At 47.4% G+C, this 15,153-nt stretch carries 18 protein-coding genes; 8 read left to right on the top strand and 10 right to left on the bottom strand.

Annotated elements, in window-relative coordinates; genetic code table 11:
* Positions 1–15: 15 nt before the first annotated feature.
* The gene (locus GUA87_RS16925) at positions 16–522 is read right to left on the bottom strand and encodes a dihydrofolate reductase (protein ID WP_193717803.1); all 507 of its coding nucleotides are present in this window, start codon (positions 520–522) and stop codon (positions 16–18) included.
* Positions 523–531: 9 nt separating this feature from the next.
* Entirely contained in the window at positions 532–1,326 is a 795-nt protein-coding gene (locus GUA87_RS16930; protein ID WP_193717804.1) for a thymidylate synthase, read from the bottom strand.
* A 142-nt stretch (positions 1,327–1,468) separates the two neighbouring features.
* Between GUA87_RS16930 and GUA87_RS18270 the strand changes: the two genes are divergently transcribed.
* Positions 1,469–3,091 carry a glycosyltransferase gene (locus GUA87_RS18270; protein ID WP_193717805.1) on the top strand — a complete coding sequence of 541 codons (1,623 nt, stop codon included), beginning with the start codon at positions 1,469–1,471 and terminating at the stop codon, positions 3,089–3,091.
* Here the strand turns inward: GUA87_RS18270 and GUA87_RS16940 are convergent.
* The 4 genes from GUA87_RS16940 to GUA87_RS16955 all read right to left on the bottom strand — a co-directional run bounded on the left by GUA87_RS16940 (position 3,084) and on the right by GUA87_RS16955 (position 5,212).
* Positions 3,084–3,425 carry a DUF1491 family protein gene (locus tag GUA87_RS16940; protein WP_193717806.1) on the bottom strand — a complete coding sequence of 114 codons (342 nt, stop codon included), beginning with the start codon at positions 3,423–3,425 and terminating at the stop codon, positions 3,084–3,086. The genes GUA87_RS18270 and GUA87_RS16940 overlap by 8 nt on opposite strands.
* A gap of 14 nt (positions 3,426–3,439) precedes the next feature.
* On the bottom strand, positions 3,440–3,643 hold the full coding sequence (locus GUA87_RS16945; protein WP_193717807.1) for a hypothetical protein: 204 nt from the start codon (positions 3,641–3,643) through the stop codon (positions 3,440–3,442).
* Positions 3,640–4,251 carry a DNA-3-methyladenine glycosylase I gene (locus GUA87_RS16950; protein WP_193717808.1) on the bottom strand — a complete coding sequence of 204 codons (612 nt, stop codon included), beginning with the start codon at positions 4,249–4,251 and terminating at the stop codon, positions 3,640–3,642. Before GUA87_RS16950 ends, GUA87_RS16945 begins: the two co-directional genes overlap by 4 nt.
* Positions 4,252–4,324: 73 nt before the next feature.
* A complete protein-coding gene (locus GUA87_RS16955; protein ID WP_193717809.1) occupies positions 4,325–5,212 on the bottom strand; it encodes a YgfZ/GcvT domain-containing protein in 888 nt (295 codons plus the stop codon).
* A 102-nt stretch (positions 5,213–5,314) separates the two neighbouring features.
* Here GUA87_RS16955 and GUA87_RS16960 point away from each other — a divergent pair, with 102 nt between their 5' ends.
* The gene (locus GUA87_RS16960) at positions 5,315–6,637 is read left to right on the top strand and encodes a dihydroorotase (protein ID WP_193717810.1); all 1,323 of its coding nucleotides are present in this window, start codon (positions 5,315–5,317) and stop codon (positions 6,635–6,637) included.
* 24 nt (positions 6,638–6,661) lie between these two features.
* Here GUA87_RS16960 and cysQ read toward each other — a convergent pair whose 3' ends face one another.
* Positions 6,662–7,423: a 3'(2'),5'-bisphosphate nucleotidase CysQ gene (cysQ, locus tag GUA87_RS16965; protein WP_193717811.1), complete on the bottom strand. Its 762-nt coding sequence runs from the start codon at positions 7,421–7,423 to the stop codon at positions 6,662–6,664.
* A 115-nt stretch (positions 7,424–7,538) separates the two neighbouring features.
* On the opposite strand from cysQ, the gene GUA87_RS16970 reads away from it, so the two are divergent.
* Entirely contained in the window at positions 7,539–8,408 is an 870-nt protein-coding gene (locus GUA87_RS16970) for a formate dehydrogenase accessory sulfurtransferase FdhD (protein WP_193717812.1), read from the top strand.
* Positions 8,409–8,410: 2 nt separating this feature from the next.
* A complete protein-coding gene (gene mobA / locus GUA87_RS16975; protein ID WP_193717813.1) occupies positions 8,411–9,016 on the top strand; it encodes a molybdenum cofactor guanylyltransferase MobA in 606 nt (201 codons plus the stop codon).
* Here mobA and GUA87_RS16980 read toward each other — a convergent pair.
* Positions 9,013–9,411, bottom strand: a complete 399-nt coding sequence (locus GUA87_RS16980; protein ID WP_193717814.1) for a DUF3775 domain-containing protein — start codon at positions 9,409–9,411, stop codon at positions 9,013–9,015. The genes mobA and GUA87_RS16980 overlap by 4 nt on opposite strands.
* A gap of 111 nt (positions 9,412–9,522) precedes the next feature.
* Positions 9,523–10,419: a LysR family transcriptional regulator gene (locus GUA87_RS16985; RefSeq protein ID WP_193717815.1), complete on the bottom strand. Its 897-nt coding sequence runs from the start codon at positions 10,417–10,419 to the stop codon at positions 9,523–9,525.
* Positions 10,420–10,535: 116 nt separating this feature from the next.
* Between GUA87_RS16985 and GUA87_RS16990 the strand changes: the two genes are divergently transcribed.
* The 3 genes from GUA87_RS16990 (at position 10,536) to GUA87_RS17000 (ending at position 13,451) form a co-directional block, all read left to right on the top strand.
* Positions 10,536–12,029: a CoA-acylating methylmalonate-semialdehyde dehydrogenase gene (locus GUA87_RS16990; protein ID WP_193717816.1), complete on the top strand. Its 1,494-nt coding sequence runs from the start codon at positions 10,536–10,538 to the stop codon at positions 12,027–12,029.
* Between the two features lie 55 nt (positions 12,030–12,084).
* The gene (gene mmsB, locus GUA87_RS16995) at positions 12,085–12,972 is read left to right on the top strand and encodes a 3-hydroxyisobutyrate dehydrogenase (protein ID WP_193717817.1); all 888 of its coding nucleotides are present in this window, start codon (positions 12,085–12,087) and stop codon (positions 12,970–12,972) included.
* Between the two features lie 104 nt (positions 12,973–13,076).
* On the top strand, positions 13,077–13,451 hold the full coding sequence (locus GUA87_RS17000; RefSeq protein WP_193717818.1) for a RidA family protein: 375 nt from the start codon (positions 13,077–13,079) through the stop codon (positions 13,449–13,451).
* On the opposite strand, the gene GUA87_RS17005 is transcribed toward GUA87_RS17000, so the two are convergent.
* Complete coding sequence (locus GUA87_RS17005) at positions 13,448–14,149, bottom strand: HAD family hydrolase (RefSeq protein WP_193717819.1); 702 nt, start codon at positions 14,147–14,149, stop codon at positions 13,448–13,450. The two genes, GUA87_RS17000 and GUA87_RS17005, sit on opposite strands and share 4 nt — an antisense overlap.
* A gap of 100 nt (positions 14,150–14,249) precedes the next feature.
* Between GUA87_RS17005 and GUA87_RS17010 the strand changes: the two genes are divergently transcribed.
* Positions 14,250–15,131 carry a DMT family transporter gene (locus tag GUA87_RS17010; protein WP_193717820.1) on the top strand — a complete coding sequence of 294 codons (882 nt, stop codon included), beginning with the start codon at positions 14,250–14,252 and terminating at the stop codon, positions 15,129–15,131.
* Positions 15,132–15,153 lie beyond the last annotated feature (22 nt).

Below are 15,153 nucleotides of genomic sequence, written 5' to 3' on the forward strand. Positions count from 1 at the left end.
TCACTCAAGATTTCGCTATTTCTTGCGATCGAGGACCATAAAAGTGTGATCGAATTGGTTTTTTTCATCCGAAGAGTGTTTTTCTTTGGACTTTTCAACCCAATCCCCTTCGTTAAGATCAAAGAAAGAAGTGTCACCTTCGATATCCGTGTGCACTCTGGTCAGATAAAACCGTTCTGTTTTTTCGAAGAACAATTTGTAAATCTCTCCGCCGCCAACGATCATTATTTCATCTGTTCCGCGGTTTCGACAATCTTCTGAGGCGAGTTCCAACGCCGTTTCAACATCATTCGCTACCAGAGCTCCGTTTGCGGAGAAAGAAGGATCCCTTGTCAAAATGATACTGGTTCTGCCTGGTAAAAGGCCTGGCAGGGATTGGAATGTCTTTCTGCCCATAATCATTGGTTTGTCCAAGGTGTTCTTTTTGAACCACTTCAGATCATTTGGAAGGTGCCACGGCATATCACCTTCCATACCAATTATATTGTTTTCTGATGCAGCAAGGATTGCACTGATTTTCATGTGATGCCCTTAAACAGCGACAGGGGCAGAAATGTGAGGCGCCGGGTTGTAGTCGGTCAGTTCAAAATCTTCGAACTTGAAGCTGAAAATGTCTTTTACATCCGGATTAACCGTCATGGTTGGCAGACTGCCGGGAGTACGTGTGAGCTGTAAATCGGCCTGTTCCACATGGTTAGCATAAAGATGCACATCGCCGAAGCTATGGACAAAATCACCTGGTTTCAAATCGCAAACTTGTGCAATCATCATGGTGAGAAGGGCGTAGGACGAGATGTTGAACGGCACGCCCAGGAAAACATCGGCACTTCGTTGGTAGAGTTGGCAAGACAGGCGCCCATCAGCAACGTAAAACTGGAACAAGCAATGGCAAGGCGGCAAGGCCATATTGTCGACCTCAGCAGGGTTCCATGCGGTGACTATATGCCGACGTGAATCAGGATTGTTTTTTATCTGATTAATCAGATTTGTAATCTGGTCAATTTGGCCGCCGTTGGGGGCGGGCCATGAACGCCATTGATATCCATAAACGGGACCTAAGTCCCCATTTTCATCGGCCCACTCGTCCCAGATTCGAACACCATTATCCTGCAGGTATTTAATGTTGGTGTCACCCGCCAGAAACCAGAGGAGTTCATGAATAATTGATTTCAAATGCAGCTTTTTCGTGGTGAGAAGCGGAAAGCCGTCTTCCAGATTGAAGCGCATCTGATGTCCGAATAGGCTATAGGTGCCTGTCCCTGTTCTATCGGCCTTATAGCTGCCTTCTTCACGTATTTTTCTTACAAGGTCCAGATATTGTTGCATATTTCAAACTCTACCTCAGTAAATGAGGTTTTTACTGTGAAAAATTTTAGCAAAGATAGAATGTTTTAACCTATTTCGCCATACTCAATTGCAGTCAAAGCGTAAACTTCGTTCAAGTCACACAGCTATCGAGGGGACAGAAGTGCTAAGCGATTTCATCCGGAAGAAAATTGTTGATCTTATTCCAAGAACTGCGCGCAATATTGCTGTAATCGGCAGCAACGCGGCTGATGTGAGTGCTGAATTCCGTCCCTATAACCCTGACTGTAAGGTCAAACTGTTCCCAAGTATTAAACGTTTCGTGATGGCGGTGCAGGAACGGCCGGAAGTGACCTATCAGACAGCAGTTGTTCTGGACGCTTATGCAAATGACGCAGATTTTCACACTCAATTGACAGAGCTTAAGGAGCATTTGGTCGAAGGGGGAATGATCCTTACCTGTGTGATAAATCCTTTTTATTATCAGTTTGTTGAACAGAAAATTGGCAAGGAAACGAAGTTATCCGCACAATTGTTGACCGGACTGATGGAAAAACAGAAGACTTTCCAGGCGCAGGTCAACTTACTGCTGAAAGATACCGGTCTCTTTTTTGATCACCTGTTCCAATTTCCAAACCCGACAGCGCAAAGCTGGGTAACGGGAAAGATGGAAGAGGTAGATAATAACGGGCAAAAATTGCTGCGAACAATGATGATGTCATTTTGTGCCGAAAGATTGATCATGCGCTTGATGGATCATCAGGTGCCGCAATTGCGTATTCAAGCGCAAGTCTTAAAACCAGTCGGTGGCGTAAACGACGTGCGGATACACGAACCTCTGACAGCCTTGTCCAGTTTGCCTGGGGTTTTATCTCATGCCAGCCGTGCTGAAAAATTGGTGGTTAATAGCCCCACTAACATGAATAAGATCTTTATCTGGCATAGGCCTATTTTGACGCTGGATGAAGGATTAAAACATATCCAGAGTTTGAGAAAAGCCGGGTATCTGATTATTACAGAATTTGATGATCACTACTCGCCTTGGCCTGCAATTGAAGCAAACAAGTACCTGAATTTCGTTGGTGTTCACGCTGTTCAAACAACGAAGGAAGAACTTGCAGATCTCTTTAGGGAATTTAACCCACATATCGGTGTGTTCCCAAACCAACTCAACAAGATGCCAGCCCGGGATTTAAGGCAGGCTTCTGAGGTGCCAAATATCTTCTTTGGCGCGTTAAACAGGCAAGATGACTGGAAGCCGATTATGCCTCAGATAAATGAAATACTGAAAGGCGTGTCCGGCGATTTTCATTTTGATGTGGTTTTTGACAAAGAGTTTTTTGACGCGTTGGAGACTGACAAGAAAAGTTTCGCACCTGAATGCGAGTATTCTGAATATCTGGAGATTTTGCAAAAGGCAGATATCGCACTTCTTCCGCTTCAGGATACTGAATTCAATCGTATGAAATCTGATTTGAAGCTTGTTGAAGTGGCCGGAAGTGGCGCTGTGGCAATAGCTAGCCCTGTTGTCTATGAGCAAACAGATCCAGAAGCAAAGTTTGTTGAGTTCGCAACGAATCCTGCGCAGTTCGCGGAAAAACTCAAAATGTTGATTGAAGATCCGGAGTATCGTTTCGAGCGTCAGTTGCGAGGCCGACGTTACGTTCGCGGCAATCGACTACTCCATCATAGTATGGGTGCACGATATAACTGGATCAGAGAGCTTTTGGAAAATAAGGAGATCCTGGATCAGGAACTAGGTAAGCGATTGTCGGCTCTCAGCTAACGACCTTTTCATCAAGAAGATGTCGTCCTTCCGGATCTTCAATCTCGATAACCCACATGTCAGGATCATTGGAAAGTTGCTTTCTGATATATGTGTCTGAAACAGCTTCCTCTACCCAATCTGGTCCAGTTGCCTGAAACCATTGGCGTTTTCCCGTTTCGAAATCCGTCATGGGTGTCAATATCATTGATTTTCCGTTTAACCGGTTAATTTTAATTAATGGAATTCCGGCTGTTTCGTCCCCGCGATGTACAACAAAAACAGGGATGTTTTGAAAGGCACATTTTCTGATATGTGCCTTGATCCAAATTTCTGCTTTTAGTCGCGGTTCCATGAATAACCTGTTGTCTATTTTTGTTCCAGGTCAGGATATATCATGAGGACTTCGTCTAGTAACCGCAAAAGCGTATTGCGGCGGTGAAGGTTGCCTTCCTCTGCCCAAAAGTCGGCTTCTTCCTTTAGCTTGATTGCAGTCTTCTCACCAAATTTCTCAAGATAATATTGAGCCCGAGAGGAGAGGGGGAAGTGATCAATGGCTGCGGACGGTGTCATCTGCCGCCCCCAAGGTTTTTGACTTCCTCATATCGAAAGCAATCGGTTTGGTGATCATTGACCATACCAACGGCCTGCATAAAGGCGTAGACAATAGTTGGGCCAACAAATTTGAAACCGCGCTTTTTTAGATCTTTTGATATGAGTTGACTTAACTCTGTTTGAGCGGGGACTTCAGATCTCACCCGACGATGGGTTTGAAGAGGCTCGCCGTCCACAAAATTCCAAAGATAGTTTGAAAAGCCGCCTTCTTTTTCTTCCATCTCCAAGAAAAGGCGTGCGCCAGCTACAGTGCCGACGATCTTTGCGCGATTGCGGATGATGCCGGTATTTTGCATAAGGCTTTCAATTTTTTCCGGGCCGTAATCGGCAATGATATCGGGCCGAAATCCATCGAAGGCTTCGCGGAAGTTCTCTCTTTTCCTTAATATTGTAATCCAGGAAAGGCCAGCCTGAAATCCATCAAGGATCAGTTTTTCAAACAAAGCGCGGCTGTCATGCTCGGGTACGCCCCAATCTGTATCATGGTACTCCTGATAAAAGGGATCGTCGCCACACCAGAAGCAGCGCGCCTTCCCATCTTCGCCCACATGCGCATGTTCGGACATGAATTATCCCTTAAATGTTCCTGTTTTGTTTACGGTACGATAAAGTGCTGTTAAAGGCAAACAGGAAAAGGGCTTAGTCTTCTTTTTCCGACAAAATTACATAGTCAGGTTTGGTGAGTCTTAGCCCCGCTGGAGATAGCTCAGGAGTTGGCGACAAGCTGCCAAAGGCATCAAGACGGGTCATGGCGAGGCCGTATGGTTTTGAAAAACTGACCACCTTCGCAATTTCTTTTTCATTTGAGGAAATGAGATCGCCAGCGCTTAAGTCACCGTCATATTCAAACTTGAAAAGGCGTTTCTTGATTTTTGCGCGGAATTTTGTACGCGCAGTGAGCTCTTGCCCAATGTAACAACCTTTTGAAAAGCTGACGCCGTTTAATTCTTCGAAATTGGCTTCAAGCAGGAAGTTCTTTTCAGGCTGAATATCTTCGGAACCCTCTGGGACGCCAAGTGCAAAACGATGATGGCGATAAGCACCTTCGTCCGCTTCTTCAAGATGATCAATTGAGGAGCCTGAGGTGTAAAGCCGATATCCAAGGGCGGATAAGCGAGGATCTGCAACCAGTTTTCCGTCCAAATTATCGGGTGGAGTAATGTCAGATCCCGGGTTTTTGTCGAAAATTCCAAAAACAGAAAGCGCATCTGAAATATCTTCAATTTCAACGGCGGAGCGTAGCTTGTACATAGTGAGCCGCTTTATAAGATCTGCAGATCTTGATTTTTCACAGTCCAGTAGTAGATAATCACCGAAGTCCATCAGGAAGAAGTCAAAAAGAAACTTGCCCTGAGGCGTCAGAAGCGCCGAATAAATAGCCTTGTCCGCTGACAGTTGGCCCAGATCGTTACTTATCAGATTCTGGAGAAAATCAGTACGGTCATCACCGCTGATTTTAAGCAAGGATCGATCATCTAGTTTGGCGTAGGTTACTTCTGTCATGGCACCGGATTTCAACAAGACCAAAATGGTCTTGTATCCTATCACCCTTTACCAAGGTTGCAAGGATGTCTTGGCATAACATTGGATCAAGGGTAAGAAGGGCGTATCATTTAAAGGAGGCCTGAAATGTCAAAAGTCGATCTGCTCGTTAAAAATGGAACTGTCGTTTCTCACCGGGGAATTGATCAGCTTGATATCGCCATTAAAGACGAGAAAATTGTCGCCCTCGGATCTCTTGGGGACGTTGAGGCAACAGAAGTGATCGACGCAACTGGACTGCATGTTCTGCCGGGGGTGATTGACAGTCAGGTGCATTTTCGCGAGCCGGGACTTGAGCATAAAGAAGATCTGGCAACCGGTACAGCCGCCGCTGCTTTAGGCGGGGTGACAGCGATCTTTGAAATGCCGAACACTAATCCACTTACGCTGACAGCTGCTGATATGGCGGATAAGGTTCGTCGTGGCCGCGAGAAAGCTTGGACCGATTTTGCCTTCTTTATTGGTGCAGCGGCAGAAAATGTAGAAAACCTTCCGATGCTGGAGCGCCAAGAGGGTGTCTCTGGTGTGAAGCTCTTTATGGGATCTTCCACTGGCAGTCTTCTTGTTGATAACGATGATGATATCCGGAGAGTATTGGCGAGCGGTGTGCGCCGCGTTGCCATTCACGCAGAAGACGAGCCTCGCTTACTTGAGCGGCGCCATCTGGCAGTAGATACAGTATTAAACCACCCTGTCTGGCGAGATGACGTGGTTGCCTACCGTGCAACGGAACGCGTTTTGAAAATTGCCCGGGAGACGGGGCGCCGCATTCATGTTCTTCATATCACGACGAAAGAAGAAATTGCGCTTCTCGCACAATATAAAGATATCGCAACAGTGGAAACCACACCTCAACATCTGACCTTATCATCCCCAGGATGTTATGAGGAGTTGGGCAGCTACGCCCAAATGAACCCACCTATTCGGGAAGAAGTGCACCGTCAGGGTCTTTGGCAGGGGGTTCGAGATGGGGTGGTTGATGTGATCGGGTCTGATCACGCCCCTCATACTAAAGAAGAAAAGGCGCAACCTTATCCAGCAAGTCCCTCCGGGATGCCGGGGGTACAGACTTTGTTGCCGCTTCTGCTGGATCATTGCAATAAAGGTGAGCTGTCACTGCAACACGTTATGGATCTGACATCCGCAGGCCCGGCCCGGATTTATGGTGTGGCCGGTAAAGGACGTATTGGTCTTGGCTTTGATGGTGACCTGACATTAATTGATTTGAAACGGGAACAGGAAATCACTGGTGATTGGCTGGCGTCCAAATGCGGGTGGTCACCGTTTGAAGGTAAGACGGTGACGGGCTGGCCTGTCGGCACCATTATTCGCGGCCGTCAGGTCATGCGTGATGGGGAACTTCTTGGAACCTCAGCCGGACAGCCTGTTCGTTTCCAGGAATGTCTCTAACAGAATAATGCGAGGGGGCGGCGCCTATGCCCGCCCTTTTGCAACAAAGTAAGGATTGTCGTGACCATCCTTGCCATAACCTAGTGGCGCTCCATCCAGTGTCTCAACGACACCACCAGCAGCTTCTAAGATGGCTTGGCCCGCACCAATATCCCATTCCATCGTGCGGCCCAAACGTGGATATAGGTCCGCTTTACCTTCCGCAACCAAACACAGTTTCAAGGACGACCCTGCAGATACCAAATCGGCTACCTTAAACTTCGAAATATAATCATCAGTTTCTGGTGTGCGGTGCGAACGGCTGGCGACGACTGTTAGTCCCTCCGCTGGTGCTTCGCGGGTCTGAATGGCGCGTTTTCCGCCCTCATCCTCCATATACGCCTCACCCTTACCAAAGGCGTAATAGATAGTGTCCTTTGCCGGAACATGGATAACGCCCATGGTCGGGCGGCCGTTTTCCACCAAGGCAATATTGACCGTAAATTCTCCACGTTTGTGGATAAATTCCTTGGTACCGTCGAGCGGATCCACTAACCAGAAGGTGCCGCCTGACAGATCTGGAACACGGCCCGCCGCAACGCTTTCTTCTGCGAGGACAGGAATATCCGGTGTTACTTTTGAAAGCCCTTCCAGAATAATTTTTTCCGCCGCTACATCAGCTTCGGTCACGGGTGACTCATCGCTTTTGGTGTCGATTTCAAAATCACGATTGTAAATCTCAAGGATTTTGTCACCTGCATCGCGGGCAATTTTAACAATTGCATCAGTAACGGCTTGACGGTCCATTATTCAGATTTTCCCTGTTATCAATAACGTGGGCGCAGAATAACCATTCTTTCATTTATGTCATCCGTTTATTGCAAGCCTTTACAGGCGGGTATGTGGTGTTAATAGTAGGGATATGAAGGAATTTGAAATTAGCCCTAATATAGAGGCGGACGATCTGTATGAAACGGTTAAATCCGTTGATCACGAGGGGAATGAAAATTGGCTCTCCGTGATTAACGAGAAACCGCTGACAATCTATCTGAACAAACAGGAAATAGTCACCCTGATGACGATCGGCGATTATCCGGAATATCTGGCGGTCGGATATCTTGTTAATCAGAATATGCTACGTAGAACGGACAGTGTTACCTCCATTGATGTGGATGAAGACCTGCAGGTGGTCATTGTCAGGACAGCAGAAGAAACCAATTATGAAGAGAAACTTTCCCGAAAAATAAGAACATCCGGATGTGCGCAAGGGACAGTGTTTGGCGATGTCATGGAGAAGTTTGACGACACTTCTTTGGACGTTAGCGCGAAACTAAAAACATCCTGGATTTACGCGCTGTCAAAAAAAATCAACCAGCAACCCTCGTTATATCTGAAAGTAGGAGCCATACATGGCTGCGTTTTATGCGAAGGGGACCGCCCTTTGATCTATATGGAAGATGTTGGTCGTCACAATGCTATTGATAAAATTGCTGGTTACATGTGGCTGAACAATGTGCCGGCAATGGGGAAACTTTTCTATACGACCGGCCGACTGACTTCGGAAATGGTTATCAAAACAGTACAAATGCAGATCCCCGTTCTTATTTCCAGAAGTGGTTTTACAGCATGGGGGGTGGAGCTTGCAAAACAGGTGGGACTTACCCTTGTCGGACGTGCAAAAGGCAAGCGGTTTCAATGTGTGTCTGGTGTGGAAAGGTTAGTGTTTGACGCTGATCCCGAAACCGTTTTGGAAGAAAACAAGAAACATCAGCGTAAGGGCGGCCAAGATTGAAGATGAGTAACTTACCTTGTGTTTTACTGGCTGGCGGACAATCTCGCCGCATGGGCGGTGGCCATAAATATGAAGTTCAGATCGGTGGGAAAAGACTTCTGGACCGAATTCTGGATAGGTTGGAACCTCAAGTTGGCGATATAGTTATCAATGCCAATGACAAGGTTGATACTGATCGATATCCAGTGATCAAAGATCTGAATGAGGGGTTTTTAGGGCCGTTGGCTGGTGTTTTGAGCGGGCTTCGCTACTTCGAAGCGCAAGGTACCGAAGCATCACATATGCTTGTGTGTCCTTGTGATATTCCCTTTGTTCCGAAAACCTTGGTGAAAAGGCTGCGTGGTGAAGGTGAACTTGCGGATGACGAAATCGTTATGGCGTATTCAAACGAGCGTATTCATCCAGTAATTTCCCTGTGGCCCTTTGCAATTGCGGATGCGTTGGAGCAGGCATTGGTGATCGAAGACTTGCGAAAAATAAGGGTCTTTGCAAACCGGTATGTCTTGAAGGAAGTTCATTGGCCGGAAGAAGAGGGGGATCCGTTTTTTAACGTGAACACTAAAGAAGATCTGGCCCTCGCCACTGCAAGGGCCGACAAAGAAGATTAACGATATCCGGTTTCAAATTCTTCGGATGAATAGCCAAGTTCAGACAGGCCTTCTTCAAGATAATCACCAAGGCGTTCCATGTTCAGCAGGTAGTCTGAAATGCGATCAGCGTTCAACTCCTCAGCCTGGGCAATCGCTTCATCCCATTCATCTTTTGAGAATGTACCGCGGCCAAGCCAGGCAAGGGCAACCAGGTTTTGCCGTTCTTCCACATTATATTTGTCGATCACCCTTTTCAGTTCCAAATGGGCATCTTCGCGCGGAGGGGCAAATTCCAAATCATCGTCGATATCAGGAATTTCAGTAAAATCATCGCCTCCCTCTTCCTGAATGGCTCCAAGGGCGAGGGCATTGATAATAACGTCCGAGACTTTTTCGACAGCAATTTGAAGCATCGACATATACCTCTTTTTTACGGCTTTAATTCTGAACTAAGAATGCCAGCAAAGAAAGTCAAATGGCTTTGATTTCGCCCCATGTGGACAAAAATAATTCGAAAAAGAAGATTAGCTAATACCTAGAAGAGATTTTCTACGCGCCTCTACGCGCTCCGTTAGAAACTGCGTGACGGCTTTAATGCGGGCGAGATCGTGGATATCTTCGGGTGTATTAAGCCAGAACGTTCTTTTTACTTCGATATCCTCTTCAAGAAGCGGGACCAATTCTGGATATTCATCAGCGACAAAGCAATGCATGATCCCAAGGCCGGCGCCAGATAAGACAGCCTGAAACTGAAATACAATGCTGGAGCTTTTCAACGTGACATTTGGATTGTTGATCAGTTCTGTCAGGTAAAGCATCTCAGGGGCAGGGACCAATTCCTCGATGTAAGAAACAAAATTGTGGTCCTTTAGATCGTCAATATTTTTGATCTTGGCGTGATTATCAAGATAATCCCGGCTGGCATAAAGCCGAAGCGTATAATCGGTAAGTTTCTTGGAAACCAATCGGCCTGATCGAGGGCGGGCAAGAGTGATCGAAAGATCCGCTTCACGTTTGGAGAGGCTGACAAATCGGTCATTGGCCACAAATTCGAGTTCAATACCGGGGTGGATAGTTCGGAATAACGGCATGTCTTTGGACAGGAACTGACTACCAAAGCCTTCCGGGACACCAAGACGGACAACACCGGTTAGGTTTCGGTTTTCCCCGCCCACATCATCCTGAATAGTCGCGGATGCACTTTCCATGGCCTCCGCTTGCGGGAGAAGTTTTTCTCCTGCCTGTGTTAAGACATATCCGCGGGCTGTGCTTTCAAACAGTTTTGCATCCAGTTCTTTTTCTAAAGTAGCGATCCGACGACTTACTGTGGTGTGGTCTACCTTCAGGGCTTTTGAGACTTCTGTAAGGCGGCCTTTTCTGCTAAGTTCAAGAAAAAAACGGATATCATTCCAGTCAAACATCAGTTGATCTCATTGTGTGTAAAAATGCACAGACATTGTGCAATCTTTCTTAGTTACTTTGCATTTATACCCATGTAAAGTGCCGCCAATCGAATTTTGTTCAGGGAGCGAAACCTATGGCTACGCAAATCAATCACTTTATCGGCGGTAAATACGTCGAAGGCACATCTGGCCGCTTTGGTCCAGTTTACAACCCAAGCACTGGCGAGCAGACAGGTAATGTTTGTCTGGCGACAGAAGGTGAAGTTGGCGACGCAATTGCCAATGCGCAGGAAGCGTTCCCAGGCTGGGCGGCGACTTCCCCAATTACCCGTGCCCGCGTTATGTTCAAATTTAAAGAACTGGTGGAGAGCAACATCGATGAGCTTGCCGCGCTTCTGTCCAGCGAACATGGTAAAGTTCACTCCGATGCGAAAGGCTCTATCATTCGTGGTCTGGAAGTTGTTGAATTTGCATGTGGTATTCCGCACCTCCTAAAAGGTGAGTTCTCCGATAACGTATCTTCCGGTATCGACATGTACTCCATGCGCAAGCCACTTGGCGTTGTTGCTGGTATCACACCCTTTAACTTCCCAGCCATGGTTCCAATGTGGATGTTCGCAGTTGCCATCGCTTGCGGTAACACATTTATCCTGAAGCCTTCTGAAAAAGACCCTTCTCTTCCAATGAAACTGGGTGAGTTGATGCTTGAAGCTGGTGCACCTGCTGGTGTTCTGAACGTTGTAAACGGTGACAAAGTTGCTGTGGACACTCTTTTGCAGGATCAACGCGTTAAAGCGATCAGTTTCGTTGGCTCCACACCAATCGCACAATATGTTTACGCAAATGCAGCAGCTGCTGGTAAACGTGTTCAGGCAATGGGCGGCGCGAAGAACCACATGCTGATTATGCCAGATGCGGATATGGATAAAGCTGCGGATGCGTTGATTGGCGCAGGTTACGGTTCCGCAGGTGAACGTTGCATGGCGATTTCTGTCGCTGTGGCTGTTGGCGATGCAGGTGATCAGCTTGTAGAACGCCTGGCACCACGTGTCCGTAACCTGAAAGTTGGTCCAAGTGCGGCTGACGGCGATATGGGCCCACTGGTAACAGCAGAGCACCTGGCCAAAGTTAAAGGTTATGTTGATCTGGGTATCAACGAAGGTGCTGATCTGGTTGTTGACGGTCGTGAACTGACCCTTCAGGGATACGAAAACGGGTATTACATGGGTGGTTGCCTGTTTGATAACGTGAAGACAGACATGCGCATCTACAAAGAAGAAATCTTTGGTCCAGTTCTGTCAGTGGTTCGCGCAGATGATTTCAACCAGGCGATCGACATGGTGGACAAGCACGAATTTGGTAACGGTACCTCCATCTTCACTCAGAACGGTGACGTTGCACGTGCCTTCTCCAACAATGTTGAAGTTGGTATGGTCGGCGTGAACGTTCCGATCCCTGTTCCTTTGGCATTCCACAGCTTCGGCGGTTGGAAAGCATCCGCTTTTGGTGACCACAACCAACACGGTCCGGAAGGCGTTCGCTTCTACACGAAAGTGAAAACAGTAACTTCCCGTTGGCCGAACTCCATTAAAGCAGGTGCTGAGTTCGTAATGCCAACTCACAAATAAGATGTGACGACAAGTGCCTCGCTCATGCGGGGCACTTTGCTTTGGAGGAAACAAAATGGCCAAAATCGGTTTTATCGGCGTTGGAAATATGGGCGGCCCAATGGCCCTCAATCTTTTGAAAGCCGGACATAACGTAAAAGTTTTCGATCTGTCTGAAGAGGCGGTAAAAATCTGTGTCGATGCTGGTGCGGAAGCTGCTGAAAGTGCAGTGGACGCTGCCAAAGGCGTTAATATCGTCGTGAGCATGTTGCCAAAGGGTGATCATGTGCGCGGTGTGTATCTTGGTGAAGGTGGCGCGATTGCGGCTGCATCTGAGGGTACATTGTTTATTGACTGTTCCACCATCGACGTTGCCACTGCACGTGAAGTTGCAGACGCGGCTCACGGTGCAGGCATGATGATGGTAGACGCCCCTGTAAGTGGCGGCGTTGGCGGCGCGGCTGCCGGTACGTTGACCTTTATGGTTGGTGGTCCTGCGGGTGCGTTTGAAGCGGCTAAACCAGTTCTGGAAGCCATGGGCAAGAACATTGTTCACACTGGTGCATCCGGCAATGGTCAGGCTGCGAAAATCTGTAATAACATGATCCTGGGCATCTCCATGGTTGCTGTTTCAGAAGCCTTTGTTTTGGGCGAAAAACTGGGGCTGGACCATCAGACTTTGTATGACATCGCGTCTACCGCCTCTGGTCAGTGCTGGTCTTTGACAAGCTATTGCCCGGTGCCAGGCCCTGTACCGACGTCTCCTGCGAACAATGACTACAAACCAGGTTTCTCTGCGCAGAACATGTTGAAAGATATGCATCTGTCCCAGTCTGCAGCTGATGGCTATGACGCCAGTACAGCACTTGGTAAAGCCGCAACGGAACTGTATGAGAAATACGTCTCAGGCGATGGTGAAACCGCTGACTTCTCCGGCATCATTAACATGATCCGCGAAAGCTAATCGAATACTCGGTTGAGGCTGCGTGAGTAGCCTCGCTTTCATATATTGACCTCCCGATTAATATATGGCGCTATGGCCTCCTCTGAAACGAGGAGGCTTTTTTTATGGTAAAGCACATTTCATCCGGTTCCACTTTTGAAGAACAAATCGGATATTCCCGCGCGGTTGTTGATGATCATTACGTATTTGTCGCGGGGACCACTGGTATGAACTATGAAAAGATGGTCATGCCAGCCACAATCGAAGAACAAGTTGAGCAGTGCCTGAAGAATATTGAAGACGCTTTGGTTGAAGCGGGGTCATCTTTGGACAAAGTTGTACGGGTTCATTATTACCTGCCGAATGGCGGTGATTTCGAAAAATGCTGGCCGTATTTGCGCAAAGCATTTTCAGTGGCAAAACCAGCGGCAACCATGCTTCAGGTGCCATTGATGACACCCGATATGAAGATTGAAATTGAAGTGACCGCAAGACGTTAAGCGCTTGTGATCTGCTCGATCAGATCAGGTAATTGGGTGATGTTGGAAAGCTGATGAAACCTCTCATGACCATCAGGTGGTGCAGCTTCCTCCATTGCCCAAGTAATCTGAGAAGGGATAAAAACGCCAAAGGCCCCGGCTTCAATGGCAGGCACCACATCTGATTTCATGGAATTCCCCACCATCGTACTGCGCGCTGGGCCATCACCATATTGATCGAATATCCGGTGATAGGTGTCGGCCTCTTTTTCTGAAACAATTTCAACAGCATCAAAGAAATCGCCAAGACCCGATTGGGCTAGTTTTCGTTCCTGGTCGAACAAGTCCCCTTTAGTAATCAACACGATACGGTAATTCCCATGTAGTGTTTGAAGGGTTTCGCGAACACCAGATAATGGAACCGCTGGGTGGTCGAACATTTCCCGGCCGGCATGCAAAATTTCCTGAATGATGGTCGCTGGAATTTTACCGCCGGTTACCTCGATAGCTGTTTCGATCATGGATAGAGTGAACCCCTTGATTCCATATCCATAGTAACGAAGATTTCTTTTTTCAGTTTCCAGAAGATCTTTTGCAATGTCTTCACGGTCCACATGCTCGGTGAGCAGGTCCCTAAAGCGCTCCTCGGTCAGGCGGAAAAACTCTTCATTTTCCCAAAGCGTATCATCTGCATCGAAGGCAATCGTAGAGATGGGCATGAAGGGCTCCTAAAAAGCTTAAGGTAAAATTCCTCAAGAATATTTGTCAAACGATGAAATTTTGTTTGCGTTTAAACAAAATGAGCATAAAGAGGAAAGTATGAAATTGAATCTTTCCGAGAATATGCAGGGCGCGTTTTTCATGGCGATCTGCATGGCAGCCTTTGGTATTAATGACGCGTTGATGAAACAGTCCAGTGAAGATTTTCACCTGTTTCAAGCCATCTTCCTGCGTTCAATTATCACGTCTGTTTTTCTGGGGCTTTACGCGTGGAAGCAAAAAGCCTTTCATATTGGAATTGGCAAGACAGATCGGAAGCTGATTTTCCTCAGGACCATTGGAGAGATTTGTGGTGCGTTCATGTTTTTGAACGCCATTTTCAACATGCCAATTGCCAATGCGACCGCCATCCTGCAGTCCATGCCGTTGGCGGTAACGCTTGGGGCCGCTGTTTTCCTAAATGAGCCGGTGGGGTGGCGGCGATACATGGCGGTTATCATTGGTTTCGCCGGTGTGATGATTATTGTGCGCCCCGGGACTGATGGATTTAACGAGTATTCTTTGTATGCGCTCGGTTCGATCGTGCTGCTGGTTTTAAGGGATTTGACGACCCGTAAAATCAGCCGTTCTGTCCCGTCTTCTATGGTGTCCTTCATGACCTCGGTTGGAATAACAATAGCCTCTGCGGCAACGTTACCGCTGATTGATTGGACCCCGGTCACGTGGGAGAATGGCTCGACACTGGTTTACGCATCAATGTTCCTGATGGTGGGATATGTGCTCAGCGTTTCTGCCATGCGGATTGGGGATATCGGATTTGTCTCCCCGTTCCGTTATACAATCCTGATCTGGTCAATTCTGCTGGGTATTGTGATGTTTGGGGATATTCCTGACACCTTCACCATCATTGGCAGCACTATTATCGTGGCGACAGGTATTTATACCTTCTATCGGGAACAGAAAGTGCAACGAGGCGCTTGAGGCGCCTCGTAAACTTGAGCTG

Source organism: Sneathiella sp. P13V-1, from assembly GCF_015143595.1.
Lineage (GTDB): Bacteria > Pseudomonadota > Alphaproteobacteria > Sneathiellales > Sneathiellaceae > Sneathiella.